Here is a 26,002-nt window from a genome sequence, read left to right on the forward strand (position 1 = left end):
AAGCGCTGGTCGAAGCGCCGAATGAAACGCCGCCCGCGCGCGGCCGCAACGGTCGCGAACGCCTGCCGTGCGCCGGGCGCTGATCTTCGGCGCCAGCGGGCAGATCGGGCAACCGCTGCTCGCCGGCCTGCGCCGCGACGGCTGGGCGGTCACCGCGCTGACCCGCGCCGCGCCGCCCGGTGGCGATGCCCGGACGGTGTGGCTGCAGGGCGGGTTCGAATCGATGCCGCCGTTGCCGGAACGGGTCGATGCGCTGATCAGTGCCGGCCCGCTGGACGCGTTCGCCCGTTGGTACGCGGACGCCGCGATTGTGGCGCCGCGGGTGATCGCGTTCGGTTCGACCAGCGTCGAGACCAAACAGGATTCCGCCGATGCGGCCGAGCGCGACGTCGCCGGTCGCCTGCGCGAAGGCGAGGCCGGTGTGTTTTCCTCGGCCGCCGCCCGTGGTGCCGCCGCGACCCTGCTGCGGCCGACCCTGGTCTACGGCGCCGGCCGCGACGCGACCCTGACCCGGATCGCCGCGCTGGCCGCACGCTGGCGTCGCTTCCCGCTGCCGACCGGCGCCAGTGGCCGACGCCAGCCGGTGCACGTCGAGGACCTGGCCGCGGCGGCGCTGGCCTGCATCGATGCCCCGGCCAGCTTCGGCCAGGCCTATGCCTTGCCCGGCGGCGAGACCCTGGCCTACCGCGAGATGGTCGAGCGGGTGCTGGCCAGCCTGCAGCCGCCGGCGCGGCTGCTTGAGTTGCCGGCGCCCCTGTTCGCACTCGCCGCTGGCGCCGCGCGCGCGCTGGGGCGCGGGCCGGGCAATGCGGTGCTGGCGCGGATGCGCGAGGACCTGGTGTTCGATGCCGGCCCGGCCGCGCGCGACTTCGGTTATGCGCCGCGGCCGTTCCGGCCGCAGGCGGCGATGTTCCGCGCGCCGGCCTGATCGTGGGGCCGGCAGCGCGCGCCAGCGCTGCCGGTCCGATCAGATTTCTTCGGCTCAGATTTCTTCGGCGCGCGCCGGTCGCCGGCTCTTGGTCAGGGTGCGCAGGGCGACGCCGAGCACGCCGCCGAGCACCATCGCGCCGCCCAGCCACAGCTTCGGGCCGGGTCGGTCGCCCCAGAACGCGATGCCCAGCGCGATCGCCAGCGGCGGCACCAGCAGCAGCCAGGGGGTGACCTGGGCGACCGGGTGGCGCTGCACCAGCACGTAGTACAGGCCGTGGCCGAGCAGCGAGGACACGAAGGCCGCGTACAGCGCGCCGGCCCAGCCGACCCAGCTCACCTGCGGCAGCCGCGCGATCGCGCCCGGTTCCAGCCAGGCGCTCAGCGCGATCAGCGGCAGCAGGCTGATCACCGCGGTCCAGCCCTGCTGGCTGAACATGTCGAGCCCGCGCAGCGGCTTCATCAGCACGGTGCCGACGGCCAGGAACAGCGCCGAGACCAGCATCACCCCGACCGCGGCCGGGCGATCGAGCACGATCGGGTCGAAGCCCAGCACCAGCACGCCGGCGAAGCTGGTCGCGATCGCCACGCCGGTCTTCCAGCCGAAGCGCTCGCCCAGCACCGCCCATCCCAGCAGGGCGGTCATCGGCACGTAGCTCTGCATCACGATCGCCGGCGAGGACAGGTTGCCGGCCAGTTTCAGCGCGGTGAAGCTCAGTCCGAAGTGCAGCACGCCCACGCACAGGCAGACCGCGATCAGTCGCGGCCACTGGCCCGGCGCCGGCCGTTTGAGCACGAACGCCAGCGGGATCGCGAGCAGGGCGAAGCGCAGCGCGGTGAACAGCAGCGGCGGGATCTCGCGCATCGCCAGCGCCGAGGTCAGGAAGTTGCCGGCCCAGGCCAGGACGACGATCAGGATCAGCAGGAAATCGCGCGGAGACATGGGCGGACGCCGGAAGGCCACGGGATGGGCCCGCGGCGGGAAGGAAAAAAACCGTAGGAGCGGCGCAAGCCGCGATGAAGCTTTGCCGTGAAGGCCCGATCGCGGCTTACGCCGCTCCTACGCCATCGCTGCGTAGACGGACGAGGGCATGATCGGGCAGATGCGCCGACGGGCGCAATTGGCCGTTGGTTGGGGCGTCAGTAGCGCCAGCCCAGCCTGCGATAGAGCTTGGCCAGCACCCAGGCGGGGCCGATCAGCAGGTAGCGCAGGTCGGTCAGGAAGCTCGGGCGCTTGCCCTCGAACAGTTTGCTGTGGCCGACGAACTGGCCGATCCAGGCGACCACGAATACCGCGATCGCCAGGTACAGCAGGTGCATCGTGCCGTAGCCGTCGTGCAGCCAGCGGGTCAGCCAGCCCATCGCCACGAACACCGCGAGCATGCCGAACGCCAGCCGGCGCGAGGCGCGGTAGTAGAACGCCCAGGTCGCGAACATCGCCGCTCCGGCCCAGAACCCGGGCAGGAACCAGGTGCCGGGCGAGGGGATGCACCACAGCAGCGCGATCACGCTCCACAGGATCGCCGGCACGCAGATCACGTGGATCAGCTGGTTGGTGGCGTTGCGGTGGTCGCCGGAATAGTGGGCGAACCACAGGTCGATCCGGCGCTGCGGCGCGGCCGGCTCACGGGGCGTGTCGGTGGCGGTGCTCATGGCGGCTCCCGGCTCGGAATGCGCTGGCGTATGGCGACCGCCCGAGCATACCGGCAAGCGCGGCTGGGCGCCCGCCGCGTTGCGGCACGCCCGGAGCCCCTGGGATTGGAGTGATCGGGTCCGTCGGGTCCGGTCGATCGGGTCCGGCCGACGGGGCTCAGTCGACCGAAAGTCCGGCCAGTTTCTGCAGCGCTTCGGCGTAGCGGGCGCGGGTGCGTTCGATCACCTCGGCCGGCAGGCGCGGGCCCGGCGGGGTCTTGTCCCAGTCCAGCGTCTCCAGGTAGTCGCGCACGATCTGCTTGTCGTAGCTGGGTGGGCTGCTGCCGACCTCGTACTCGTCGGCCGGCCAGTAGCGCGAGGAATCCGGGGTCAGCATCTCGTCCATCACGTACAGGCGGCCGTCGGCGTCGGTGCCGAACTCGAACTTGGTGTCGGCCAGCAGGATGCCGCGCTCGGCCGCGTATTCGGCGGCGAAGCGGTACAGCCGCAGGGTCGCGTCGCGGACCGCTTCGGCCAGTTCGGCGCCGCACAGCTTGACCGCGGTGTCGAAGTCGATGTTCTCGTCGTGGTCGCCGACCGCGGCCTTGGTCGAGGGGGTGAAGATCGGCTCGGCCAGTTGCTCGGCCTGGCGCAGGCCGTCGGGCAGCGAGATGCCACTGATCCGGCCGGTGCGCTGGTAGTCCTTCCAGCCGCTGCCGATCACGTAGCCGCGGGCGATGCACTCGATCGGCACCGGCTTCAGCCGCCGGGTCACCACCGCGCGCTGCAGGTAGGGGGCGGGATCGACCCCGTCGGGCAGCACCGAGGCCACGTCGATGCCGGTCAGGTGGTTGCGGACGATGTGCTCGGTCCTGCCGAACCAGAAGTTGCTGATCTGGCAGAGCATCGCGCCCTTGCCCGGAATCGGGTCGGGCAGCACCACGTCGAACGCGCTCAGGCGGTCGGTGGCGACCATCAGCAGGCAGTCGCCGGCCGGCGCCTCGGCCGGCAGGGCCTCGCGCGGCAGGTCGAACACGTCGCGGACCTTGCCGCGGTGGCGCAGCACCAGCCCCGGCAGGTCGGATTCGGACAGGACCGTCCTGGACGGCGGCGCCTGGGTCAATGTCGTGGACAGCGTGGACAACGGTATACCCCCGGTCTAGCGCATTTCCTTGTACATGCATCCCCTCGCGGGGGCGGGGCCGGTAAGCCGCGTCCGCGCGACAGGGCCGGCCAGTGTACGCCGGTCCGGGCGTCCGTGCAGGTACACTGCCGGCCTGAATTCGGGTCCCGGTCCCGCCGCCGCGGCCGGGTCCCGCTCCGGCCACAGGCAGAGAGGTGCCATGAACCGCTGGTACGGCAAGTTGCTGGGCTTCATCGCCGGGGCGCTGTTGCTGCGCTTCAACCCCTTGCTGGGCGCACTGATCGGCCTGCTGGTCGGCCACGCCTTCGACGCCGACTGGTTCCGGCTGCAGCGCCGCGCCAACCCGTACGCGGCGTTTGGACTGGGCGAGGACGCCAGCGACGCCGAGGTCGATCGCGCCTATCGCCGGCTGATCGCCCAGTACCATCCCGACCGGCTCGAGGGCGCCGCCCCCGAGCTGCGCCGCCAGGCCGAGGCCCGCTCGCGCGAGCTCAACGCCGCCTACGACCGCATCAAGACCCTGCGCAAGACCCGGAGCCCGTGACCGCCATGCAACCGACCGTGATCGCCCCGTCCATCCTGTCCGCCGACTTCGCCCGCCTGGGCGATGAAGTGAATGCGGTCCTCGGAGCCGGAGCCGACTGGGTCCATTTCGACGTGATGGACAACCACTACGTGCCCAACCTGACCATCGGTCCGATGGTCTGCGAGGCGCTGCGCAAGCACGGCATCACCGCGCCGATCGACGTGCACCTGATGGTCGAGCCGGTCGACCGGATCGTGCCGGATTTCGCCAGGGCCGGCGCTTCGATGATCAGTTTCCATCCGGAGGCCAGCCGGCACGTGCACCGCACGATCCAGCTGATCAAGGCCAACGGTTGCCAGGCCGGCCTGGTGCTGAATCCGGCGACGCCGGTCGAGGTGCTCGACTACGTGCTGGAGGACCTGGACATGGTGCTGCTGATGTCGGTCAATCCCGGTTTCGGCGGCCAGTCCTTCATCCCCTCGACCCTGGACAAGCTGCGCCGGGTGCGGGCGATGATCGACGCGCGCGCGCCACAGGTGCGGCTGGAGATCGACGGCGGGGTCAAGGCCGACAACATCGGCGAGATCGCCGCCGCCGGCGCCGACACCTTCGTTGCCGGCTCGGCGATCTTCAATGCCGAGGACTACGCCGACGTGATCGGCCGGATGAAGGCCGCCGTTGCCGCCGCGCGCTGAGCGCGGCGTGGACGCCGTCTGCCGCTGGCTTGCGGCGGCGGTCTGCGGAACTGTCCTGCAGAACGCTCCTTTAGAAACGATCCTTTAGAAGCGGTGAAGGGCGACGCGGTTCGGCGTCGCCCTTCGGAAAATTGGAGGCGATCCTGCCTCCGCCCGTCATCCTTGAGAATGGACTCCCATGCTCCGTCCGGATGGTTACAGGATGATGACGCGCACGGCGGCATCGACAACCGGCGCGCCGCGTTCACGAACCGGTAGCCCCGGCTCGCCTAGCCTGACGCGATGAACGACGATTCCGGATTCGACGCGGCCAGCCGGCCCCCGCACTGGCGCCTGATCCTGCACGGCAAGCGCGCCGCCGACGATGCCGTGCGGCAGGCGGTGGCGGCGATGCGCGAGGCAGGCACCACGTTGTCGGTACGGGTGACCTGGGAGGGCGGCGATGCCGCGCGCCATGTCGACGAGGCGATCGCCGATGGCGTCGACACGGTGATCGCCGGTGGCGGCGACGGCACCCTGAACGAGGTCGCCACGGCCCTGGCCAGGCACGACCGGACCGCCGCGGCGCTGCCGTCGCTGGCCGTGCTGCCGCTGGGCACCGCCAACGACTTCGCCACCGCCGCCGGCCTCCCTCGCGATCCGCTGCGCGCGTTGCGGTTGATCGGCCGGACCGCGGCGGTCCCGCTCGACCTGCTGCGGGTCGAAGCCGACGACGCATGCCGCTGGTGCGTGAATGTGGCCAGCGGCGGCTTCGGGACCGAGATCACCGTGCAGACCGACGAGGCCCTGAAGAAGGCCCTGGGCGGTCTGGCCTACCTGGTCACCGGGATCGCCCGGCTGGGCCGCATCGAGCCGATCGCTGCGCGCCTGGAGGGGACCGGTTTCGAGTGGTCGGGCGAACTGATCGCGCTGGGAATCGGCAACGGCCGCCAGGCCGGCGGCGGTCATCCGCTGTGCCCGGACGCGTGGGTCGACGACGGCGCGCTGGACGTGACCGTGATCCCGCCGCTGGACGGCGAGTTGGGTGCGCTGGCGCATTCGCTGCTGACCGAGGGCCGCGAGGCGGTGGCCGAGCGCATCGCGGTGCGCGCGCGGCTGCCGTGGCTGCGACTGCGGTCGCCGACGCCGATGACCCTGAACCTCGACGGCGAGCCGGTGCGCGCGCGGACGTTCCGGATCGAATGCGTGCCGGCGCGGCTGCGCATGCACCTGTCCGCGGACTGCCCGCTGCTCGGCCCGGCGGATGCGCCGGCGCGGAGCCGGCACCGCTCCGGCGACGGGTCCGCGGCGGGACTGGCGACCGTCTGAGCGGCGTCGCCCAAATCGGATAAAGTAGCCGCCGATGAAGATCCGGGCGATCCAGCATTCCTGCCGTGGCGACACGGGTTGGCGATGGCGGCTGCAGACCACCGTCGCTCTCGCCCTGTCGCACTCCGAGGAATCGCCGCGTGAACCATCCCGCCCGTACCGCCACACCATCGTCTGAACGTTTCCAGCAGCTCGCCGCCGAGGGCCACACCCGGATCCCGGTGGTCCGCGAGGTGTTTTCCGACCTCGACACGCCGCTGTCGGTCTACCTGAAGCTGGCCGACGGCCCGCACACCTATCTGTTCGAGTCGGTCGAAGGCGGCGAACGTTTCGGCCGCTACTCGATCATCGGTCTGCCGGCGCGGCGGGTGTACGCGTTCGCCGGCAACAGCCTGTTCGTGACCGAGCACGGCGAGCTGGCCGAGCACCGCCAGGTCGAGGATCCGTTCGCCGAGGTCGAGCGCCTGCGCAGCGAGCATTCGGTGCCGCAGATCGAGGGCCTGCCCGGCTTCACCGGCGGCCTGGTCGGCTGGTTCGGTTTCGAGTGCGTCGGCTACATCGAGCCGCGCCTGGCCGGCGGCGACAAGGAGGACCAGCTCGGCACGCCCGACATCCTGCTGATGCTCAGCGAAGAGCTGGCGGTGTTCGACAACCTGCGCGGCCGGCTGTACCTGATCGTGCACGCCGACCCACGCGAGCCGCAGGCCTATGCCAAGGCCACCCGGCGGCTCGACCAGCTGGTGCACCGGTTGCGCCACGGCGGCACCAGCTATCCGGAAACACTGGATCCCAACGGCCTGGACGAGGCCGATTTCGTGTCCGGCTTCACCCGCGAGGGCTTCATCGCCGCGGTCGAGAGGTCGAAGGAGTACATCCGCGCCGGCGACATCTTCCAGGTCGTGCTCAGCCAGCGCCTGTCGGTGCCGTTCAAGGCGCGTCCGGTCGATGTCTACCGCGCATTGCGCGCGCTCAACCCGTCGCCGTACATGTACTTCCTCGACGTCGGCGACATGCAGGTGGTCGGCTCCTCGCCGGAGATCCTGGTGCGCCTGCAGGACGACACCGTGACCGTGCGCCCGATCGCCGGCACCCGTCCGCGCGGCGCGACCCCGGAGCAGGACGACGCGCTGGAAGCCGAGCTGCTGGCCGACCCCAAGGAACGCGCCGAGCACCTGATGCTGATCGACCTGGGCCGCAACGATGCCGGCCGGGTCTCGGAGCCGGGCACGGTGCAGATGGGCGAGCAGTTCACCATCGAGCGCTACAGCCACGTGATGCACATCGTCAGCGAGGTGACCGGGCGCCTGAAGGCCGGCATGAGCTACGCCGACGTGCTGCGCGCGACCTTCCCGGCCGGCACCGTCAGCGGCGCGCCGAAGATCCGCGCGCTGGAAATCATCCGCGAGCTGGAGCCGATCCGCCGCAACATCTACTCCGGCGCGGTCGGCTACATCGGCTGGCACGGCGACGCCGACACCGCGATCGCGATCCGTACCGCGGTCATCCAGGACGGCCGTCTGTACGTGCAGGCGGGCGCCGGCATCGTCTACGACTCCGACCCGCAGAAGGAGTGGGAGGAGACGATGAACAAGGGCCGGGCGCTGTTCCGCGCCGTCGCCGAGGCCGCGCGCGGGCTGTGAACCGCGCGCCGGCGGGATGCGCGGCGGACGCTTCTGGACATGATTCCTGAACGGGGCTGACGGGCCCCGCGCACCGCCGTGGCCGGCATCTCATCGCCGCGGGCGAACCGTGAGGCGCGCACCAGTTTCGCGATCCGGCGACCTCTTTGCCGCTTCAGCAACGTTTCCTTCACAAGTGGCGGTGTTCATTGGGAGCCGGGTACCGCCCTGGGGGCATGCGAGTGACGGCCAGGAGGTGACGGCGATGAAGCCTGTCGAAGACCGATTCGTGCAAACCCGCTTCTCCAACACGTTTCCGCGCACGGTGGAGTTGCTGTGTCCGCATTGCGACCGGCCGGCGATCCTCGAGGCGTCCAGCTGGCAGGAGCACGGCCAGCAGGTCGCGGCGAGCGAGCTGGCCTGCTCGCGCTGCGAGGGCACGGTGCTGTTCGTGCAGTTGCTGCAGCCCGATGGCAGCCGCAAGCCCGATGGGCTGTACTGCCATCCGGCGCCGGGCGGACGCGAGCCGATGGCCGGCCAGGCCCATCTGCAGGCCCTGTCCGGGCCGCTGGCGCGCACCTACGACTCCGCGCTGAAGCTCTACAACCATGCCGAGTGGGGTGCGTCGGCGCTGATGCTGCGGCACCTGATCGCGGGGCTGACCGTGCAGCTGCTGGGCGATGAGCAGCGCGACCAGTCGCTGCCGCAGCGGCTCGACGCGCTGGCGCGCCAACTGGACCTGTCGCGACCGCTGCAGGACGTCGCCGAACTGATGGCGCCGACCGGCACCTTCGGACGCCAGTTCGAGGACGAGGCCGCGATCGAACGGATGACGGTCGACCTGATGCTGGAGCTGGCCGAGCAGTTGATCGCCTACCTGGTGGTCATGCCCGGCACGATGGACGACCTGAAACGGCGCATCGCGACCGCGCCGGTGCCGCTGCGACGGGGATCTGGCGCGGCCTGACAACCCGGGCGGCCTGAGCCCCGTGCCATCCGACCGCGCCGTTGCGCGCGGGGCGGCCGGTCAATGCGCCGCTTCGCGCACCGCGCGGACGAAGTCGGGATCGGGTCGCGAGCCGGTCTTTTCGGTGCGCGCGAGGATCCGACCCTGCGCATCGACCAGCACCAGCGCGCTGGTGTGGTTGAAGCCGCCGTCGGCCAGTGCCCGGTAGCGGATGTCGAGCACGCCGGCGAGCGCGCGGACCTGGTCCGGCGCCGGGCTGGCGAGGGTCCAGCGACGCGTGTCCAGCCGGTAGCGCGAAACGACCTCGCCCAGGGCCTGCGGCGTGTCGTTGCGCGGGTCCATGCTGATCAGGACGAAGCCGATCCGGTCGCGCTGCGGGTCATCCAGTTGCCGCTCGATCGCCTTCCCGCTCTCGACGATGAGCGGGCAGATGTACTGGCAGGACGTGTAGAACATCGAGATCACGCGTGGTTTGCCCTGCAGCCCGGACCAGTTGCGGCTGCGGCCGTCCTGGTCGGTCAGCCGCGCGGGCAGTTGGTAGACCGACTCCGACGGCAGCGGAGGATCGGCGGCGCGGGCCGGGGCCAGCGCCGCGACCGCGACGAGCACAAGGACCGGCAGCGATCGGGTGAAGCGGTTCATGGCAGGCTCCTGACGCATCGGAAACCGAGGTTGGCGGTGGTGCTGCGGGCCGACAGCGAGGACAGCATCGCGACCCGCATCAGCACCGCGTAGTTGTCGCGGTCGCGCATCGACAGCGCGCCGGCGCCGCAGAAACGGGTGTTGTCGGGGTCGCCCTGGTTGCGGTTGTCGCTGGACACCAGCAGCGACGAGAAGTCCTCGGTCCACTCCCACACCAGGCCGTGGATGTCCTGGACGCCGTAGGCGTTGGGCGCCTGCAGGCCGACCCGCGGCAATGCGCTGTCGGAGGGGCGGGAGTACCAGGCGAGGATGCGCTCGCGCCAGGCCGGGTCCCGTCGCGCGTCGCGCCGGGTTTCGTCGGCGGCGGCCACGTACTCCCATTCGCTCCAGGTCGGCAGGCGCGCCGATTCGCTGGCGCAGTAGGCGGCGGCCGCGAACCAGCTGACCTGGGTCGCCGGCTGCCCGCCCCGGGCCTCGCCCGGCGTCAGCGGCCCCTGCCAGTGGCCGAGGTAGCGCTCGTCGACCAGGGCCTTCGCCGCGCGGTCGCGTCGCCACTGCGGGTTGGCGGCGACGAAGGCGAGGAACTCCGCATTGGTGACCGGCCGTTCGCGCATCGCGAACGGCGCCACCTCGACCGCGTCGACGATGTCCTCGTAGGCCAGCGCGCTGCGGATCGTGCCCGCCGGGACGCTCACGTATCGGCCATCGCCGGCCGCGGCGGCGAACGGGAGCAGCAGCGCCAGCAGCCAGGCCGTGCGCATGTCAGTGCCCGGCCGCGGGGCCGGCGGGCGCCGCGTCGCGGAGCCTGGCGACCTCGTCCTTGCTGATCCGGCCACCCGGGTTGCCCCAGCTGTTGAGCACGAAGGTGGAGATGTTGGCGACCTCGTCGTCGGTCAGCTGCGCCATCGGCGGCATCACCGAGTCGTAGTCGGTCCCGTTGACCTTGATCGGGCCCTGCAGGCCGTGGACGATCACCCGAGGCAGGCTGGCCGGGTCGTTGGCGATGTAGTCGGATGCGGCCAGCGGCGGGAACACGCCCTTCATGCCGGCGCCGGTGGGCTGGTGGCAGGTCGAGCAGGTGCCCAGGAACAACTCCTTGCCGGCGGCGATCTGCTGCTCGACGGTCAACTCGCCGCTGCTCGCCGACTCGGCGGCACTGGCCACCGCCTGCATGTTCGGTTGCGCGCGATCGCCGATGTAGACCGCGTCCACTTCCTGTCCCGAGTAGATCGCCTTGTTCTCCGGACCCTCGGCCTTGAGGATGCCCAGCGCGCCCTTGTTGAAGGCGCGGAACAGGCTGTGGTCGACCAGCACGTAGCTGCCGGGCACCTCCATGTGGAACTCCATCATCGCCGCGCCGCCGGCGGGAATCAGGGTGGTCTGCACGTTCTCCTGGTAGCGGGTGCCGCCCTCGTACCAGACCTTGTCGAAGATCTCGCCGATCACGTGGAAGCTCGACACCAGGTTCGGGCCGCCGTTGCCGACGTAGAGACGGACGGTCTCGTCGGTGTTGGCCTGCAGCGCCTTGTCGCCGGTGAGCGCGCCCTCGGCGCCGTTGAACAGCACGTAGGTGGGCCGCTCCTCGATCGCCTTCTCCATGTCGAACGGCTGCAGGCCCTTCTCGCGGTAGTTGCCGGTGGTGTAGAAGTCGCCCTGCATGACGTAGTACTCCCGGTCCACCTCGGGCAGGCCGCCCGGCGGTTCGACCAGGATCAGGCCGTACATGCCGTTGGCGACGTGCATGCCGACCGGCGCGGTGGCGCAGTGATAGACGAACAGTCCGGCGTTGAGCGCCTTGAAGCTGAATTGCGTCTCGTGCCCGGGCGCGGTGAAGCTGGACGTCGCGCCGCCACCGGGACCGGTGACCCCGTGCAGGTCGATGTTGTGGGGCATCTTGCTGTCGGGCATGTTGCGCAGATGGAATTCGACGGTGTCGCCCTGGCGCACGCGGATGAAGCTGCCGGGCACGGTGCCGCCGAAGGTCCAGAAGGTGTACTCGACCCCTTCGGAAATCGGCATGACCTTCTCGACCACGTCCAGCTCCACGACCACGCGCGCCGGACGATCGCGACCGGTGGCGGGTGGGACCAGCGGCGGGCTGGTCAGGACCGCCTTGACCGGCTCGCCCTGGGGAGGACCGAAGTCGCCGCGGCGCGAGCCGCCGGTGTCCTGGGCGCCGGCGTCGGCGGTCGGCGCGGGCGCGGGGCCGCCGCAGGCGGCAAGCGCGACGGCCAGGGCGATGGCGGCGGCGAATCGTGGATGACGGCGCATCGTGCGTTCTCCTTGTCCCGGAAGGGGGTGAGCATTCACGGACGAGGGTGCGACCCGCATGCGCCGCCGGCCTTGATCGGGATCAAGTTGCGGCCGCTGGCGGCGCGGCAATGGCGCCGGCTTGATCCAGGTCAAGCGGTTGCGGATGGCGGACGCGGCGGGCGTCGCCGGCCTGACCTGGATCAGGGCGGTGCCCGCGCGGGGCTGCTGTGATTGCCGGCACTCCAGTCAGGAAGCCCCGCCATGTCCCATGTCCAGGCCTTCGTTCCCGAGTTCGGCGCCAGCCCCGAGCGGGCGATTCTCGAAGCCATCGACGCGGCGGGTTGCGATGGCGGTTGCGACCGCGGCTGTGCGGCATGCGGCGAGGGCGGCGACGACGGCCGTTGCCGGATGCCCGCGTGGCCCGATGACGGGAGCGTGCGGTACCGGCGTTGAACCCGAACGATGCGCGTGCGAGTGGCTCAGCCCAGGAACTGGCGCAGGACTCCGAGCGGGTGATGGGCGCGCGCGATGGTGTAGACGAGGGCGAACGTCGCCAATGCGGCGAGATAGGCCGGCAGCCGCCAGCGGTTGCCGAGCGAGCGCCTGATCGCGCAGACCCCCAGCCCGATATACAGCACCAACAGGGCCAGCTTGGCGGTCAGCCAGCCGTTGGCGAACACCGTGCCGGGCAGGATCGCCAGCAGCATCAGCGCGGCGGTCAGCAGCGCGGTGTCGATCAGGTAGCTGCTCCAGCGCACCAGCGGGTGACGCGGCCAGCGCATGCCGGCGATCACGCAGGCGCCGCGCAGCGCGAACAGCAGACCGCTGCACAGCGCCAGCGCGATGTGGATGGACCTGATCTGGGGATAGAACTCGATCATCGGGCGGTTGCCTGTGCGGTGCGCTCAACCGGGCTTGCCGTCGACGCGCGGTGAGAGGTAGATGTGGCCCATTCGCAGCGCCCAGGGGCCCAGCGCCAGCAACCACAGCGACGCCGACAGCAACTGCCAGGTCAACGGCGCGGCGGCCAGCTCGGCGCCGATCCGGCTCAGCGCGCACAACTGGATCGTCGCGAACGCGAACCAGGCGATCGGCGGCATCCGCAGGCTGCGTCCGGAGTGGCCGCGGGTGACCCGGGTCACCATCGCGATCAGGACGCTGCCGAAGAAGCCGATGAACAGTGCGTGCGCGGGTGCGCGTCCAAGCCAGAAGGCGCCGGTCAGCTGGTAGGCGGCGCTCTGGGCCGCGTACAACGCGAATGTCAGCGGCAGCCAGAGACTGCCGAGGAACAGCACCTTCAGCAGGCCGGGTGCGGGGCGGTCCGGCCACCATCGCAGCAACAGCATCGCCGAGCCGGCCAGCAGCGGGATGTCGACCAGCCACAGCCATGCGTAGGCGTGATGCAGCTCCAGCGTCAGGTGGGCCGCCAGCAGTGCCCAGAACAATGCCAGCACCCAGCCCGGACGCCACGGCACATAGCCGGGCACCACGCGGCTGGCGAAGAACGGGAACATCCGGTGGGCGACGGTCAGGTAGACCGGCAGCAGCATGCCGAAGGTGCCCAGCTTGATGCTGACGAAGGCCGCCGTTGCCGAACCGCCCCAGACATGGCCGCCCCAGAACAGCAGGCCGACGAAGCCGATCGCGAGTGCGGCGAAGCAGGAGCGCGCGTGCCAATTGCTGTCGCGGTCGCGCAGCAGGCATCCGCCCAGTGCGATCAGCCCGGCCAGCCACCCTGCCGCGGTCATTGCCAGGCCCACGGAAATGCCAGGCCCCCAGCCCAGCGCGCCGAGCAGGGTCGCCAGCTGGCCGCCGAACATGCCCGCGCCGACCGGCAGGAAGCGCCGCGCGGTGAACCCGGGCAGGTCCAGCCAACGCGGAAATGTCGTCAGCAGGAAGCCGAAGATGAAGCTGGGCAGCATCTGGTACTGCATGACGAAGGCGTGCAGCCAGCCAGCGTAGGGCTGCGGTTGCGGCATCGCCGGCAACGCCCCGCGCGCGGCGGCGAGCCATGCCGTCCACCAGAGCATCGCCGCCAGCAGGTTGACGCAGCCGATGAAGAACATCAGGCGGTGCGGTGCGCCCCCCAGTCGATGCAGGGACGGAGGCGGCAGGGCGGACGAATCGTGCATCGGCTCAGGATCGGCCAGGTCGTGGTGCGGCCGCCTTGATCCAGGTCAGCTGCAGGGCGGCCGGCCGGGATCGAAGACGGCCGGCGCGGTCGGGCCCGCGCCGGCGTGCGCCACTCAGTCCGCCATCTCCGCGGCGCATTCGGGCAGCGTGCCACGCCGGGGCGCCACCCACAGCCTGAGCACGAACCAGGCCAGCGCGACCGCGCCGATGCTGAAGATCGTGTCGCCCGGTACCCGCATCCACACCAGCAGGTCGACGAGCGGCTGCTGCATGAACTCGGCCGATCGCGCATGGGCGTAGCCGTGTTCGATCGCGGCGATCAGCTGCATCGTGCCCAGCGGAAGCAGGGTGAGCAGCGCCATCAGCGCCAGGCCGATGTTGAGCGACCAGAACGCAAGCTTCAGCGCACCGGTGTTCCACACCATTTGCCCGCGCAGTCCGCGCAGGCAGAACAGCACCAGCGCGATGCCGAGCATGCCGTAGACGCCGAACAGTGCGGTGTGGCCGTGCAGCGGAGTCAGGTTCAGACCCTGCATGTAGTACAGCGACAACGGCGGATTGATCAGGAAGCCGAACAGACCGGCGCCGACCAGGTTCCAGAACGAGACCGCGATGAAGAACAGGATCGGCCAGCGGTAGCGGGCCATCCAGGGAGTGGCCCGCCCCAGCTTCCAGGTGTGGTAGGCCTCGAAGCCGATGTAGGCCAGCGGCACCACTTCCAGTGCGCTGAAGCTCGCGCCCAGCGCCACCACCGCGGTCGGCGTGCCGACGAAGTACAGGTGGTGCAGGGTCCCCAGCACGCCCCCGGCCATGAACACGATGGTCGCGAACAACACCGCGGTCGTCGCCATCGACGCCTTCACCAGGCCCAGGCGGGTGAAGATCAGCGCCATCACGGCGGTGGCGAACACTTCGAAGAAGCCTTCCACCCACAGGTGCACCAGCCACCAGCGCCAGTATTCGACCTCGGACAGATGGGTGTGCTCGCCCCACATCAGCGCGGCGCCGAAGAACAGGCCGATCGCCACGGTCGACATGAACAACAACGCGACGATCGACTTGGACTCGGTCGCCGGTCCGCGCAGCACCGGCCACAGCGCCCGGCCGACCAAGGTCAGCCACAGCAACAACCCGACGAACAGGAACCACTGCCAGAAGCGCCCCATGTCGGCGTACTCCCAGCCCTGGTGGCCGAACCAGAAGTTGTGCTCCAGCCCCAGCTTCTGCATCACCGCCATCCACTGGCCGGCGAACGAGCCGATCACGATCACCAGCAGGCACACGAACAGGAAGTTGACCCCCAAGCGCTGGAAGCGCGGCTCGTGTCCGGACAGCGCCGGCGCGATGTACAGGCCGGTGCCCAGCCAGGCCACCGCGATCCACAGCACCGCCAGCTGCGTATGCCAGGTGCGCGACAGCGAATAGGGCAGTACCTCCGACAGCGCGAAACCATAGGCCTGCTGGCCCTCGACCTGATAGTGGGCGGTGACCGCGCCCAGCAGGATCTGGACCAGGAACAGGGCCAGCACCACCCAGAAATACTTCGCCGTTGCCCGCATCGAGGCGGTCACGCGGATGCCGGCCAGCGGGTCGGTCGCCGGCAGCCGGGACGGGGCGTCGTTGCGGTCGTGGGTCACCGCGTGGTGCCAGCCGAGCAGGGCGATGCCGGCGAGCAGGAACAGCACGCTGAAGGCCGACCATACCCACATCGGCGCCGCCGGCGCGTTGCCGATCAGCGGTTCGCTGGGCCAGTTGTTGGTGTAGGTGACGACCTGTCCGACCGGTGCGGCGCTGCCGTCGTCGGCGATGGCGGCCGGGCGTTCGGTGCCGGCGGCCCAGGCGGTCCACCAGAAGAACGCGGTCAGGGCGCGGCGGTGCGCCGGGTCCGGCACGGTGTTGTCCTTCATCGCATAGGCTTCGCGCAGTTCCGCGGTGGCCGGATCGTTGCCGAACAGGCTTTCGTAGTGCGCGGCGACGTTGGAGATCGCCGCGGCGCGGTCGCGCGCAATCGTGATCGTGCCGGTCGCGGCATCGTAGGTGTTGCCGCGCATCAGCGCCTTCAGCCGCCCCTGCAGCCGCGCCTGTTCCTCCGGTTCCAGTTGCGACCAGGCCGCGACGCCGCCTTCGGCGCGGGCCCACAGGTCGAGGATGCCGGTCGCCTCGCGGTGCAGCCAGTCGGCGCTCCAGTCCGGCGCCACATAGCCGCCGTGGCCCCAGATCGATCCCAGCTGCATGCCGCCGATGGACTGCCAGACCTGGCGGCCGCGCTCGATGTCGGCGCGGGTGAAAACGACGTCGCCCTGGGCGGTGACCACGCGTTCGGGCATCGGCGGCGCATTGCGGAATATCTCCCCGCCCGCCCACAGCAGCACGCTGAACGATGCGACGAGGAGGAGGGCCAGGCCCATCCATAGCTTTCGGGTGCTGCTCATTGACGGTCTCCCGGTTCGGACCGGGAAATGGTCGCGCCGGCGTCCGTGCGGCTCCTTGATGCAGGTCAACCGGAACGGCCGGAGCCGCGCGCTCAGCTGCGCAGCACCGGGGCGGCGAGCGCCTGCAGGCGGGGCGGGTCGGTCAGCTCGAGTTCGCGGCGATCGACCTGCAACAGGCCGTCGCGCTGGAAGCGCCTGAGCACGCGACTGACCGTTTCCGGCGCCAGTCGCAGGTAGTTGGCGATGTCGGTGCGCGCCATCGTCAGCTGGAAGCGCGTGGGCGAGAAGCCGCGTGCCGCCAGCCGTCGCGACAGGCCGATCAGGAACGCCGCCATGCGCTGATCGGCGCTCCAGTCGCCGGCGTGCAGGGCGGCGCGGCTGATGTCGCGGCTCATCAGCCGGAACAGGTGGCGCTGCAGCCCGGGCAGTTGCGTGGCCAGCACCGATATCCGCGGGAACGAGAACCGGCACAGCATCACCGTGTCCAGCGCCACCGCGTTGCAGGGATAGTGGTCGCCGTCGATGGCGTTGAGGCCGATGACCTCGCCGGGCAGGTGGAAGCCCAGCACGTGCTCGCGGCCGTCGCGGTCGACGATGTAGGTCTTCACCGTGCCGGCACGGACCGCGGCGATGGCCTCGAACGGGTCGCCCTCGCGGAAGATGTGTTCGCCCTCGCGGAACGGGCCGATGTGTTCGACCAGCATGTGCAGGTCGGCCAGGCCGCTCTTGTCCATGCCCTCGGCCAGGCAGGCCTGCGAGAACGCGCAGGTCGAGCAGAAGCGCAGCGCGTCGCCATCGTTGGCGAAGGTCCGCGAATCGTTGCGCGGGAACGCGGCGGGATCGCCGCTGCCATCCGCGGCGCGTCCGGACACCGTTGCGGGATCAGATGGCACGCGAGTAGCGGAGGGTGTTCGCTGGGACATCCTGATGCAGGTACCGGTCGAAGCACATCGCCATGTTACGCAGAAGCAGGCGGCCACGCGAAGTCGCCTGCAGGCGCTTGCCGTCCCACCGCGCCAGGCCGTCGTCCAGCAGCGGCTGCAGGCGCGCCAGGTCGGCGGCGAAGTACTCGTGGAAGCGCAGCATGTGGCGGCGCTCGAACGCGGGCACCTCGATGCAGCCCTGGCACATCAGCTGCTGGATCAGGTCGGCGCGGATCGCGTCGTCGGGGTCCAGCCACATGCCGCGGGCGACCGGCAGCCGTCCCTCGTCCAGGGCGGTCTGCCAGTCGGCCAACTCGCGCGGGTTCTGGCTGAAGCTGTTTCCGACATGGCTGATCGCACTCACGCCCAGGCCGATCAGGTCGGTGTCGGCATGGGTGGTGTAGCCCATGAAGTTCCGATGCAGGCTGCCGTTTTCCTGCGCCCGGGCGAGCTCGTCCTCGGGCAGGGCGAAGTGGTCCATGCCGATGTAGCGGTAACCGGCGGCGGTGAGCTTCTCGATCGTCAACTGCAGCAGGGCCAGCCGCGACGCCGGCGACGGCAGTTCCTCCTCGACGATCCGGCGCTGGGCGCGGAACAGGCGCGGCATGTGCGCGTAGCCGTAGACCGCGAGCCGGTCGGGACGCGCCCCGGTGACGATGTCGAGCGTGCGCGCGAAGCCCTCCGGCGTCTGTCGCGGCAGTCCGTAGATCAGGTCGACGTTGACCGAACGCATGCCGTGGCGGCGCGCCGCGTCGATGATGGCGAGGGTGTCCGCGGCCGGCTGGATGCGGTTGACCGCTTCCTGCACCCGTGGATCGAAGTCCTGGATGCCGAGACTGACGCGGTTGAATCCGATCGCCGCCAGCTCGCCGATCTCCCCCGGCGAGACCTGGCGCGGGTCGATCTCGATCGAGATGTCGCGGTCGTCGGCATCGCTGAAGCGGAAGTGATGGCGGAGCGTGTCGACCGCCTCGCCCAGCTGTCCGGGGGCGAGGAAGTTGGGCGTGCCGCCACCGAAGTGCAGCTGGATCACTTCGCGGTCGCGGTCGAACAGTGCGGCGGTCATCGCCACCTCGCGGTACAGGCGCGCCAGGTAGGCCTCGCCGCGCGCGGTGTCGCGGGTGATGATCCGGTTGCAGCCGCAGTAGAAGCACGGACTCGTGCAGAACGGCACGTGGACGTACAGCGACAGCCGGCGCGGGATCGGGTCGCCGTTGCTTTCCGCGGCGGCCTGCCGCAACTGCGCCTCGTCGAAGCCGGCATCGAACTGCGGGGCGGTCGGATAGGAGGTGTAGCGCGGGCCGGGGCGGTCGTAGCGACGCAGCAGGTCCGCATCGAAGGCGAATGACGTGTCCATGGCGACAGCCTATGCAGGCGCGCGGCGCGCGGTCTTGATCCGGGTCAACCCGGCATCGATCCGGACGCGTCCGCCTGCGGCGGCGATGGACGCGTCGGGCCCAGTCCCAGTCCATGGCGCAGACTGCGGCCGATGCGCGCGGCATGGTCGCCGACGATCCGGGCGTTGTCCTCGCCCAGCTCTTCGCGCGCGGTCTCGTTCCACAGCGCCAGCCAGCGCTCGAAGTGCTCCGGCTGGATCGGCAGCCGGCGGTGCATCGCCATCGGGTTGCCGCGATAGCGCCCGCTGCGCAGGACCACGGCGCTCCAGAAGTCGATCAGGGTCGCGATGTGGACATCCCAGTCCTCGACCACCGGCGCGAACACCGGCCCCAGCAACGGGTCCAGACGGACCCGCTGGTAGAAGCGCTCGACCAGGCGCGCGATATCCGCTTCGGCGAGCGGCGCGTGGGCGGTCGGCGCATCGGGGGTGGGCGCCGCGGTGCTCACGGCTTCAGCGCGAGGCTGCCGCGCATCACCGCCGAGTGGCCGGGGAAGGTGCAGGTATAGGTGTAGCGCTCGCCGGCGTCGAGCCTGGCGACCGGGATCGCGATGGTCGTCGTCTCGCCTCCGCCGATGACCTTGCTGGAGGCGATGACCCGCGCGTCCGCGGGCTTGACGTAGTCGTTGGCCGCGCCCGCGGCCATGCCGTCGCGGTTGATCGCATCGATGTCGGCGCTGCGGCCGAGCACGAAGTTGTGGCCCATCACCGTCTTGGGCAGTTTGCCGGTGTGCTTGAGGGTCACCGTGAAGGTCTTGCACGAGGCCGGTACCGACAGCTCGTGGACCGTGTACTGCATCGCGTCGGTGCTCTCGATGGTGGCGGCGCAGGGATCGGCCGAGGCCGGCGTCGCCGCCATCGCGAGTGGCAGGGCGAGGGCGAGCAGGGCGAGCGCCTGGGGAGCGGAACGGCGGGGCGTGGACATGGCAGGGACTCCTGGAACGGTCTGCCGACAGTCTGCGCCGCGCGTCCCGGGCGCGACTTGATCCAGGTCAGGTGCGCGGGTGAGCGGCCGTCGCCGGGGCGTCCGGGAGCGGGCGAATGCGGCCGCGGGCGGGTCGCCATAGCCGCTATTCATTGGACACGGAGGTCCCGACTTCGTCCAAAATGGTGGCCTGGGCGCAGGCGGCCCACGAAAAGCGCGGGCACCCGGAGCGGTGCAGCTCATCGGCAATGGCCTATTTGTTCATATGAATCAATGAGATGGGCGTGTCATGCTGCTGATGATCGATAACTATGACAGCTTCACCTGGAACCTCGTGCAGTACCTGCAGACGCTGGGGGCCGAGGTCAAGGTGGTGCGCAACGACGAGCTCGACGTCGCCGGGATCAGCGCCCTGGCGCCGCAGCGGATCGTGATCTCGCCCGGTCCGTGCACCCCGAACGAGGCCGGTGTGTCGGTCGAGGTGATCCGCGAGCTGGGAGCGCAGGTGCCGATCTTCGGCGTCTGTCTCGGCCACCAGAGCCTGGGCCAGGCCTACGGCGGCCGGGTGGTGCGGGCCAAGCGGATCATGCACGGCAAGACCTCGCGCATCCGTCATCGCGGCGAGGGCGTGTTCGCGGGGCTGCCGGACCACTACGAGGCGACCCGCTACCACTCGCTGGTGGTCGAGCGCGACAGCCTGCCCGAGTGCCTGGAAATCACCGCGTGGACCGAGTCCGACGCCGACGATGCGCCGGCGTTCGACGAAATCATGGGCCTGCGCCACCGCGAGCATCCGGTCGAGGGCGTACAGTTCCACCCCGAATCTATCCTGACCGAGCACGGTCATGCGCTGCTGAGGAACTTCCTCGAGCGGCCGGGCGCGAGCTGAGCGGTCGACACGCGCGCCCGATCCACCATCGCCGCCGCCCGGCGGCCCATTCCTTGAGCGAACACGGAGTCCAGCCCATGCCGATCACCGCGCAGGAAGCCCTGCAACGCACCATCGAGCATCGCGAGATCTTCCACGACGAGATGGTCGAGCTGATGCGCCAGGTGATGCAGGGCGGGGTGAGCCCGACGATGACCGCGGCGATCCTGACCGGATTGCGGGTGAAGAAGGAGACCGTCGGCGAGATCGCCGGCGCGGCGACGGTGCTGCGCGAGTTCGCGCGCCCGGTCGAGGTCGCCGACCGCAGCGGTCTGGTCGACATCGTCGGCACCGGCGGCGACGGTGCCCATACCTTCAATATTTCCACCGCCAGCATGTTCGTGGTCGCGGCCGCCGGCGCCAAGGTCGCCAAGCACGGCAACCGCAGCGTGTCGTCGAAGTCGGGCAGCGCCGACGTGCTCGAGGCGCTGGGCGCCTGCATCGAGCTGCAGCCGGAACAGGTCGCGCAGTGCATCGATCGCTGCGGAATCGGCTTCATGTTCGCGCCGGTGCATCACCCGGCGATGAAGGTGGTCGCGCCGGTGCGTCGCGAGATGGGCGTGCGCACCCTGTTCAACATCCTCGGTCCGCTGACCAACCCGGCCGGCGCGCCGAGCATCCTGATGGGCGTGTTCCATCCCGATCTGGTCGGCATCCAGGTCCGCGTGCTGCGCAAGCTCGGCGCGCAGCGTGCGCTGGTGGTGTGGGGGCGCGACGGCCTCGACGAGCTGTCGCTGGGCGCGTCGACCCTGGTCGGCGAGCTGCGCGACGGGCAGGTGCGCGAGTACGAGGTGCACCCGGAGGACTTCGGCATCTCGATGGCGGCGACCCGCAACCTGCAGGTCGGCGACGCGATGGAGTCGCGCGACATCGTCCTCGACGTGTTGTCGGGCAAGCCCGGGCTGCCGCTGGAGATCGTCGCGATGAACGCCGGCGCGGCGCTGTACGTGGCCGGCGTCGCCGACAGCATCGCCGACGGCATCGAGCGCGCGCGCGAAGCGATGGGCTCGGGCGCGGCCAGAGCCAGGCTCGACGCGTTCGTCGCCCTGACCCGCGAGCTCGGCGCGCGGGCGCCGGCCTGACCCGGGGGGGCGACGATGAGCCGCGACGACGCCTTCGCCGAGCTGCCCGAACCGCCGTACTACGCGGTGATCTTCAGCTCGCGCCGCAGCGACGGCGACGACGCCGGTTATGCCCGCGCCGCCGACCGCATGGTCGAGCTGGCGCGGCAGCAGCCGGGCTTCCTCGGGGTCGAGTCCACCCGCGGTGGCGACGGCTTCGGCATCACCGTCAGCTACTGGAGCGACGAGGATGCGATCCTCGCGTGGAAGCGCCACGCCGAGCACGCCGCGACCCGCGCCCACGGTCGCGAACACTGGTACCGACACTTCGAACTGCGCGTGGCCCGGGTCGAACGCGCCTACGGAAAGAAACAGCACGCATGAGCGACATCCTCAACACCATTCTCGCCCGCAAGGTCGAGGAGATCGAGCAGCGCAGCCGGATGCGGCCGCTGGAAATGGTGCGCGCGCGCGCCGAGGCCATGCCGGCCACGCGCGGCTTCGTCCGCGCGATCGGCGGGAAGATCGGCGCCGGCCAGGCGGCGGTGATCGCCGAGGTCAAGAAGGCCAGCCCGTCGAAAGGGCTGATCCGTCCGGACTTCCAGCCGGCCGAGATCGCGCGCAGCTACGAGGCCGGCGGCGCCGCCTGCCTGTCGGTGCTGACCGACGTCGATTTCTTCCAGGGCAGCAATCTCTACCTGGGCGAGGCCCGCGGCGCCTGCGCGCTGCCGGTGCTGCGCAAGGACTTCACCATCGACCCCTACCAGGTCTACGAGGCGCGGATGATCGGCGCCGACTGCATCCTGCTGATCGTCGCCGCGCTCGAGGACGGACCGATGATCGAGATGGCCAACCTGGCCCACGAGCTGGGCATGGACGTGCTGGTCGAGGTGCACGACATCGACGAGCTGGAGCGCGCGCTGCAGACCGACTGCGAGCTGATCGGGGTCAACAACCGCAATCTGCGCACCTTCGAGGTCTCGCTCGACACCACCCTGGCGCTGAAGCAGGCGGTGCCGCCGGACCGCACCCTGGTCACCGAGAGCGGCATCGCCACGCCGGCGGACGTCGCGCGCATGCGCGAGGCCGGGATCGACGCGTTCCTGGTCGGCGAGAGCTTCATGCGCGAACCCGACCCGGGCGCCGCCCTGCAGAGGCTGTTCGCGGCATGAGTGCGGTCGGCGGCGACGACGGCGTTGCCGGCCGCGGCTATCCGCCGGCGCGGGCGGACGCGCCGCTGGTGGTGTTCGACTTCGATCACACGCTCTACGACGGCGACTCCGGTACCCATCTGTTCCGCTGGATGATCGGGCGGTCGTGGTGGCGGGTGGCGATGGCGGTGCTGATCGCGCCGCTGTTCGGGCCGCTGGTGGCGTTCCTGCCGACCCGCCGGTTCGGCATCTCCGGCTTCGTCTGGGTGGGCTCGGTGTTCGGCCTGCATGGCCGCCGCGATCTCGACGCGGTGATCGACCGCTACGTCGACGGCCACCGCGAGCAGATCCGCGCCCGCCTGCTGCCGATCGCACTGGAGGTGCTGCACGGGCACCGCGAGCGCGGCGACCGGGTGGTGGTCGCCACCGGTGCGCCGCCGGAGCTGGCGCGGGCGATCCTGGCCTTCGTCGCCCACGAGGACGTGCCGGTGGTCGGCACCCGGGTCGGACCGCGCCTGGGCGGAGTCGGCCCGGTCCGCCACTGCCACAACCGGATGAAGATGACGATGCTGCACGAGGCCGGCTTCGACGGCACCGTGCACAAGGCCTATTCCGACAGCACCGCCGACCTGCCGCTGCTGCTGGCGGCCGCCGAGCCGGTGGTGGTGAACCCGAAGGCGCGCCGCGTGGACCGCTTCCGCCAGTTGCTGCCGGCCGGCACGCCGATCCTCAACTGGGGATGCCCGGGCCGCGCCGGCGACCCGGTGGCCTGAGCCGGCGGGGACGATATCCGGCTGCGCCCGGATATCTCCCAAAGTGTGCTGCGCAAACCTTGGGCCCCGCCGTTGCGCATCCATCCCCCCATTCGCGCTGCGCGCGAATCGCCCCCCTGACTCAGGGGGGAACGATATCCGGCTGCGCCCGGGACCGCGGCGTACGCCGCTCCCACGAGACCAGCCCATCCATCCCGCGCCGCTCCGCCGCTTTTTGTAGGAGCGGCGCAAGCCGCGATGGGGCCTTCATGGCAAGGCCCCGGATCGCGACTCACGCCGCTGCTGCGCAGATGCCGGCGCGCAAACGAAACGGGCAGCTCATGCCGCAAGCACGGGCTGCCCGTCGGGGACGCGGCGATGTCGCTGGCGTCAGCCGCGGGTGCCGTACAGCACCACGGTCTTGCCGCGGGCGTGCAGCTTGCCGTCGGCCTGCAGCTTCTTGAGCACGCGGCCGGCCATCTCGCGCGAGCAGCCGACCAGGCGCGAGAGCTCCTGGCGCGACACCCGCAGCTGGGTGCCGTCGGGATGGCTCATCGCCTCCGGCTCCCGGGCCAGGTCGTGCAGGGCGCGCACGATGCGGTCGGTGACGTCGAGGAAGGCCAGGCGGCCGGCCTTGCGGCTGGTATCGAGCAGGCGCCGCGAGATCTGCGCGCCGATCGCGTACAGCAGCTTCGGGGCATCCGCGGCCAGCCGGGTCATCAGCAGGTCGTAGAAGCGGTCGTGGCCGATCTCGGCCAGCTCGCAGGCGGTGCGCGTGCGAAGGATCACTTCGCGCTGCTCGCTTTCGATGAACAGGCCGAGCTCGCCGACGAACTCGCCGGGGCCGAAGTAGCCGAGCACCAGCTCGCGACCGTCGTCCTCCTCGGTGATGATGCTGACCGAGCCGGAGATGATGTAGTAGAGCGTGCTGGCCGGGTCGCCGGGCCGGAACACGTCGGTCCTCGACGGGTAGCGGCGGCGATGGCAGTGAACCAGGAAGCGCTCGATCGTGGCGGCATCCGGAGTCAGCGGGCTGTGGGTGCGGCGGAGCGCGGTGAGATGGGCGACCGGGTCGGCAGGCATAGGTTGAATTGGGTGTAGTGGTGATCCTTCAATCGACGGAGCTTAGGCCCAAGCGACGCCCGGGGGCAAATCCTGACGTTTTTGGCGGTGGCCGCGGGGCCGGAGCGGCGCCGTGCGCAGGTCCGTCGCGGGCCCTGAGAGCAAGCTCCGGCGGGGATCCGGGGCGGCTCGCGAGGCGGGATCCGCGACCCCGGCCGACCCGGTAGCGGAGTGCGACGCCGTTCACCTGACCGCGAGGCAATCGCTTTAACGGTCATGACGATTGCCGCATAATGCGTGCCCCCAGCCGTCCCCCGGAATTGCCGACGTGGTCAAGCCGTTGCCTCGCCTGAGGCTGCAGGGTTTCAACAACCTTACCAAGGCCCTCTCGTTCAACATCTACGATGTCTGCTACGCCGTGTCCGAAGACCAGCGTCAGCGCTACATCGAGTACATCGACGAGGCCTACAACGCCGACCGCCTGACCCAGATCCTGACCGACGTGGCGGAGATCATCGGCGCCAACATCCTCAACATCGCGCGCCAGGACTACGATCCGCAGGGCGCGTCGGTGACGATCCTGATCTCCGAGGAGCCGGTGATCGACAAGTCGCAGGCCAAGGGCGTGATCTCCGACGCCGTGGTCGCGCACATGGACAAGTCGCACATCACCGTGCACACCTATCCGGAGACCCATCCGGACAACGGCATTGCGACCTTCCGTGCCGACATCGACGTCGCCACCTGCGGCGTGATCTCGCCGCTGAAGGCGTTGAACTACCTGATCGAGAGCTTCGAGTCCGACATCGTGATCATGGACTACCGCGTGCGCGGCTTCACCCGCGACGTGAAGGGCAAGAAGCACTACATCGACCACAAGATCAACTCGATCCAGGACTTCCTGGCCAAGAACGTGAAGTCGCGCTACGAGATGCTCGACGTCAACGTCTACCAGGAGAACATCTTCCACACCAAGATGCACCTGAAGGAGTTCGACCTCGACACCTACCTGTTCGAGGAGAAGGCGCGCAACCTGTCGTTCAAGGAGCGGATGAAGATCGAAGCGCGGCTCAAGCGCGAGATCGAGGAGCTCTACCACGGGCGCAATCTGGTCGACTGAGCGCCGGACGCCGGGCGCTCGCCCCCGGGCCCGGAAAGCCGAAAGCCCGCCGTCTCCGGCGGGCTTTCGCGTTTGTGGCGGGGCATCGATCGCGGCTTGCGCCGCTCCTGCGCGGGGACGATATCCGGCTGCGCGCGGATATCTCCCAAGGTTTGCTGCGCAAACCTCGGGCCCCGCCGTTGCGCTTCCACACCCCCATTCGCATCTGCGATGCGAATCGCCCCCTGACTCAGGGGGGAACGATATCCGTGCTGCGCCCGGATATCTCCCAAGATTTGCTGCGCAAACCTTGGGCCCCGCCGTTGCGCTGCCACACCCCCATTCGCGCTATGCGCGAATCGCCCCCTGACTCAGGGGGGAACGATATCCGGCTGCGCGCGGATATCTCCCAAGGTTTGCTGCGCAA

Annotated in this window: 27 protein-coding genes; 13 read left to right on the forward strand and 14 right to left on the reverse strand. The window is 70.1% G+C overall.

Translation table 11 applies throughout. The features are described 5' to 3' along the window. The first annotated feature begins 67 nt into the window (after window positions 1–67). Entirely contained in the window at window positions 68–928 is an 861-nt protein-coding gene (locus tag C9I47_RS03665; protein WP_111265538.1) for an NAD-dependent epimerase/dehydratase family protein, read from the forward strand. A 54-nt stretch (window positions 929–982) separates the two neighbouring features. On the opposite strand, the gene C9I47_RS03670 is transcribed toward C9I47_RS03665, so the two are convergent. The 3 genes from C9I47_RS03670 to C9I47_RS03680 form a co-directional block, all read right to left on the reverse strand. Continuing rightward, on the reverse strand, window positions 983–1,870 hold the full coding sequence (locus C9I47_RS03670) for a DMT family transporter (RefSeq protein WP_111265539.1): 888 nt from the start codon (window positions 1,868–1,870) through the stop codon (window positions 983–985). Window positions 1,871–2,067: 197 nt separating this feature from the next. Beyond that, a complete protein-coding gene (locus tag C9I47_RS03675; protein ID WP_111265540.1) occupies window positions 2,068–2,580 on the reverse strand; it encodes an Mpo1 family 2-hydroxy fatty acid dioxygenase in 513 nt (170 codons plus the stop codon). Window positions 2,581–2,737: 157 nt separating this feature from the next. Next, window positions 2,738–3,682: a phosphoribosylaminoimidazolesuccinocarboxamide synthase gene (locus C9I47_RS03680; protein ID WP_111265541.1), complete on the reverse strand. Its 945-nt coding sequence runs from the start codon at window positions 3,680–3,682 to the stop codon at window positions 2,738–2,740. 220 nt (window positions 3,683–3,902) lie between these two features. Between C9I47_RS03680 and C9I47_RS03685 the strand changes: the two genes are divergently transcribed. The 5 genes from C9I47_RS03685 (at window position 3,903) to C9I47_RS03705 (ending at window position 8,818) form a co-directional block, all read left to right on the forward strand. Then, window positions 3,903–4,247 carry a J domain-containing protein gene (locus tag C9I47_RS03685; protein ID WP_111265542.1) on the forward strand — a complete coding sequence of 115 codons (345 nt, stop codon included), beginning with the start codon at window positions 3,903–3,905 and terminating at the stop codon, window positions 4,245–4,247. Window positions 4,248–4,252: 5 nt separating this feature from the next. Beyond that, on the forward strand, window positions 4,253–4,924 hold the full coding sequence (gene rpe / locus C9I47_RS03690; protein ID WP_111265543.1) for a ribulose-phosphate 3-epimerase: 672 nt from the start codon (window positions 4,253–4,255) through the stop codon (window positions 4,922–4,924). Window positions 4,925–5,206: 282 nt separating this feature from the next. After that, a complete protein-coding gene (gene yegS / locus C9I47_RS03695) occupies window positions 5,207–6,232 on the forward strand; it encodes a lipid kinase YegS (protein WP_111265544.1) in 1,026 nt (341 codons plus the stop codon). 140 nt (window positions 6,233–6,372) lie between these two features. Beyond that, window positions 6,373–7,872 carry an anthranilate synthase component I gene (gene trpE / locus C9I47_RS03700; protein WP_111265545.1) on the forward strand — a complete coding sequence of 500 codons (1,500 nt, stop codon included), beginning with the start codon at window positions 6,373–6,375 and terminating at the stop codon, window positions 7,870–7,872. A gap of 244 nt (window positions 7,873–8,116) precedes the next feature. Beyond that, window positions 8,117–8,818 carry a hypothetical protein gene (locus C9I47_RS03705; RefSeq protein WP_111265546.1) on the forward strand — a complete coding sequence of 234 codons (702 nt, stop codon included), beginning with the start codon at window positions 8,117–8,119 and terminating at the stop codon, window positions 8,816–8,818. A gap of 60 nt (window positions 8,819–8,878) precedes the next feature. On the opposite strand, the gene C9I47_RS03710 is transcribed toward C9I47_RS03705, so the two are convergent. The 3 genes from C9I47_RS03710 to nirK are packed head-to-tail and all read right to left on the reverse strand — an operon-like array spanning window position 8,879 to window position 11,731. Next, a complete protein-coding gene (locus C9I47_RS03710; protein ID WP_190238596.1) occupies window positions 8,879–9,460 on the reverse strand; it encodes an SCO family protein in 582 nt (193 codons plus the stop codon). Further along, window positions 9,457–10,221 carry a formylglycine-generating enzyme family protein gene (locus C9I47_RS03715; protein ID WP_111265548.1) on the reverse strand — a complete coding sequence of 255 codons (765 nt, stop codon included), beginning with the start codon at window positions 10,219–10,221 and terminating at the stop codon, window positions 9,457–9,459. The genes C9I47_RS03710 and C9I47_RS03715 overlap by 4 nt, the downstream gene beginning before the upstream one ends. A 1-nt stretch (window position 10,222) precedes the next feature. Further along, complete coding sequence (gene nirK / locus C9I47_RS03720; RefSeq protein ID WP_111265549.1) at window positions 10,223–11,731, reverse strand: copper-containing nitrite reductase; 1,509 nt, start codon at window positions 11,729–11,731, stop codon at window positions 10,223–10,225. Between the two features lie 243 nt (window positions 11,732–11,974). Here nirK and C9I47_RS03725 point away from each other — a divergent pair, with 243 nt between their 5' ends. Further along, window positions 11,975–12,166, forward strand: a complete 192-nt coding sequence (locus C9I47_RS03725) for a hypothetical protein (protein WP_111265550.1) — start codon at window positions 11,975–11,977, stop codon at window positions 12,164–12,166. Between the two features lie 26 nt (window positions 12,167–12,192). On the opposite strand, the gene C9I47_RS03730 is transcribed toward C9I47_RS03725, so the two are convergent. The 7 genes from C9I47_RS03730 to azu form a co-directional block, all read right to left on the reverse strand. Further along, window positions 12,193–12,594 (reverse strand): SirB2 family protein, encoded by a 402-nt coding sequence (locus C9I47_RS03730; protein ID WP_111265551.1) that lies wholly within the window; start codon window positions 12,592–12,594, stop codon window positions 12,193–12,195. A 24-nt stretch (window positions 12,595–12,618) separates the two neighbouring features. Then, window positions 12,619–13,845: an NnrS family protein gene (locus C9I47_RS03735; protein ID WP_111265552.1), complete on the reverse strand. Its 1,227-nt coding sequence runs from the start codon at window positions 13,843–13,845 to the stop codon at window positions 12,619–12,621. Window positions 13,846–13,959: 114 nt separating this feature from the next. Continuing rightward, complete coding sequence (locus tag C9I47_RS03740) at window positions 13,960–16,278, reverse strand: nitric-oxide reductase large subunit (RefSeq protein WP_111265553.1); 2,319 nt, start codon at window positions 16,276–16,278, stop codon at window positions 13,960–13,962. 92 nt (window positions 16,279–16,370) lie between these two features. Continuing rightward, on the reverse strand, window positions 16,371–17,150 hold the full coding sequence (locus C9I47_RS03745; RefSeq protein WP_407067496.1) for a helix-turn-helix domain-containing protein: 780 nt from the start codon (window positions 17,148–17,150) through the stop codon (window positions 16,371–16,373). Window positions 17,151–17,160: 10 nt separating this feature from the next. Beyond that, window positions 17,161–18,558, reverse strand: a complete 1,398-nt coding sequence (hemN, locus tag C9I47_RS03750) for an oxygen-independent coproporphyrinogen III oxidase (RefSeq protein ID WP_111265555.1) — start codon at window positions 18,556–18,558, stop codon at window positions 17,161–17,163. A 44-nt stretch (window positions 18,559–18,602) separates the two neighbouring features. Further along, complete coding sequence (locus C9I47_RS03755) at window positions 18,603–19,046, reverse strand: group III truncated hemoglobin (RefSeq protein ID WP_111265556.1); 444 nt, start codon at window positions 19,044–19,046, stop codon at window positions 18,603–18,605. After that, on the reverse strand, window positions 19,043–19,522 hold the full coding sequence (gene azu, locus C9I47_RS03760) for an azurin (RefSeq protein ID WP_111265557.1): 480 nt from the start codon (window positions 19,520–19,522) through the stop codon (window positions 19,043–19,045). Before azu ends, C9I47_RS03755 begins: the two co-directional genes overlap by 4 nt. A 289-nt stretch (window positions 19,523–19,811) precedes the next feature. On the opposite strand from azu, the gene C9I47_RS03765 reads away from it, so the two are divergent. The 5 genes from C9I47_RS03765 (at window position 19,812) to C9I47_RS03785 (ending at window position 23,435) form a co-directional block, all read left to right on the forward strand. Continuing rightward, window positions 19,812–20,411, forward strand: a complete 600-nt coding sequence (locus C9I47_RS03765; RefSeq protein WP_111265558.1) for an anthranilate synthase component II — start codon at window positions 19,812–19,814, stop codon at window positions 20,409–20,411. Between the two features lie 77 nt (window positions 20,412–20,488). Then, a complete protein-coding gene (trpD, locus tag C9I47_RS03770; protein WP_111265559.1) occupies window positions 20,489–21,532 on the forward strand; it encodes an anthranilate phosphoribosyltransferase in 1,044 nt (347 codons plus the stop codon). Between the two features lie 15 nt (window positions 21,533–21,547). Beyond that, window positions 21,548–21,895 carry an antibiotic biosynthesis monooxygenase family protein gene (locus C9I47_RS03775; RefSeq protein WP_111265560.1) on the forward strand — a complete coding sequence of 116 codons (348 nt, stop codon included), beginning with the start codon at window positions 21,548–21,550 and terminating at the stop codon, window positions 21,893–21,895. Then, entirely contained in the window at window positions 21,892–22,683 is a 792-nt protein-coding gene (trpC, locus tag C9I47_RS03780) for an indole-3-glycerol phosphate synthase TrpC (protein ID WP_111265561.1), read from the forward strand. The genes C9I47_RS03775 and trpC overlap by 4 nt, the downstream gene beginning before the upstream one ends. Further along, window positions 22,680–23,435 carry a haloacid dehalogenase-like hydrolase gene (locus tag C9I47_RS03785; RefSeq protein ID WP_111265562.1) on the forward strand — a complete coding sequence of 252 codons (756 nt, stop codon included), beginning with the start codon at window positions 22,680–22,682 and terminating at the stop codon, window positions 23,433–23,435. The genes trpC and C9I47_RS03785 overlap by 4 nt, the downstream gene beginning before the upstream one ends. Window positions 23,436–23,804: 369 nt before the next feature. Here the strand turns inward: C9I47_RS03785 and crp are convergent, their stop codons facing one another. Further along, the gene (gene crp, locus C9I47_RS03790) at window positions 23,805–24,497 is read right to left on the reverse strand and encodes a cAMP-activated global transcriptional regulator CRP (RefSeq protein WP_111265563.1); all 693 of its coding nucleotides are present in this window, start codon (window positions 24,495–24,497) and stop codon (window positions 23,805–23,807) included. Window positions 24,498–24,804: 307 nt separating this feature from the next. Here crp and speD point away from each other — a divergent pair, with 307 nt between their 5' ends. Then, entirely contained in the window at window positions 24,805–25,596 is a 792-nt protein-coding gene (gene speD / locus C9I47_RS03795; RefSeq protein ID WP_111265564.1) for an adenosylmethionine decarboxylase, read from the forward strand. The last annotated feature ends 406 nt before the right edge of the window (window positions 25,597–26,002 follow it).

It is taken from the genome of Marilutibacter maris, from assembly GCF_003233695.1.
Classification (GTDB): Bacteria; Pseudomonadota; Gammaproteobacteria; order Xanthomonadales; family Xanthomonadaceae; genus Marilutibacter; species Marilutibacter maris.

Coding starts and splice junctions, on each gene's coding strand:
- C9I47_RS03675 (WP_111265540.1), bottom strand. CDS start 2,580: ATGAGCACCGCCACCGACACGCCCCGTGAGCCGGCCGCGCCGCAGCGC.
- C9I47_RS03710 (WP_190238596.1), bottom strand. CDS start 9,460: ATGAACCGCTTCACCCGATCGCTGCCGGTCCTTGTGCTCGTCGCGGTC.
- C9I47_RS03715 (WP_111265548.1), bottom strand. CDS start 10,221: ATGCGCACGGCCTGGCTGCTGGCGCTGCTGCTCCCGTTCGCCGCCGCG.
- yegS (WP_111265544.1), top strand. CDS start 5,207: ATGAACGACGATTCCGGATTCGACGCGGCCAGCCGGCCCCCGCACTGG.
- trpD (WP_111265559.1), top strand. CDS start 20,489: ATGCCGATCACCGCGCAGGAAGCCCTGCAACGCACCATCGAGCATCGC.
- crp (WP_111265563.1), bottom strand. CDS start 24,497: ATGCCTGCCGACCCGGTCGCCCATCTCACCGCGCTCCGCCGCACCCAC.
- azu (WP_111265557.1), bottom strand. CDS start 19,522: ATGTCCACGCCCCGCCGTTCCGCTCCCCAGGCGCTCGCCCTGCTCGCC.
- rpe (WP_111265543.1), top strand. CDS start 4,253: ATGCAACCGACCGTGATCGCCCCGTCCATCCTGTCCGCCGACTTCGCC.
- hemN (WP_111265555.1), bottom strand. CDS start 18,558: ATGGACACGTCATTCGCCTTCGATGCGGACCTGCTGCGTCGCTACGAC.
- C9I47_RS03765 (WP_111265558.1), top strand. CDS start 19,812: ATGCTGCTGATGATCGATAACTATGACAGCTTCACCTGGAACCTCGTG.
- nirK (WP_111265549.1), bottom strand. CDS start 11,731: ATGCGCCGTCATCCACGATTCGCCGCCGCCATCGCCCTGGCCGTCGCG.
- C9I47_RS03730 (WP_111265551.1), bottom strand. CDS start 12,594: ATGATCGAGTTCTATCCCCAGATCAGGTCCATCCACATCGCGCTGGCG.
- C9I47_RS03785 (WP_111265562.1), top strand. CDS start 22,680: ATGAGTGCGGTCGGCGGCGACGACGGCGTTGCCGGCCGCGGCTATCCG.
- trpC (WP_111265561.1), top strand. CDS start 21,892: ATGAGCGACATCCTCAACACCATTCTCGCCCGCAAGGTCGAGGAGATC.
- C9I47_RS03740 (WP_111265553.1), bottom strand. CDS start 16,278: ATGAGCAGCACCCGAAAGCTATGGATGGGCCTGGCCCTCCTCCTCGTC.
- C9I47_RS03735 (WP_111265552.1), bottom strand. CDS start 13,845: ATGCACGATTCGTCCGCCCTGCCGCCTCCGTCCCTGCATCGACTGGGG.
- C9I47_RS03670 (WP_111265539.1), bottom strand. CDS start 1,870: ATGTCTCCGCGCGATTTCCTGCTGATCCTGATCGTCGTCCTGGCCTGG.
- C9I47_RS03775 (WP_111265560.1), top strand. CDS start 21,548: ATGAGCCGCGACGACGCCTTCGCCGAGCTGCCCGAACCGCCGTACTAC.
- C9I47_RS03705 (WP_111265546.1), top strand. CDS start 8,117: ATGAAGCCTGTCGAAGACCGATTCGTGCAAACCCGCTTCTCCAACACG.
- C9I47_RS03685 (WP_111265542.1), top strand. CDS start 3,903: ATGAACCGCTGGTACGGCAAGTTGCTGGGCTTCATCGCCGGGGCGCTG.
- C9I47_RS03725 (WP_111265550.1), top strand. CDS start 11,975: ATGTCCCATGTCCAGGCCTTCGTTCCCGAGTTCGGCGCCAGCCCCGAG.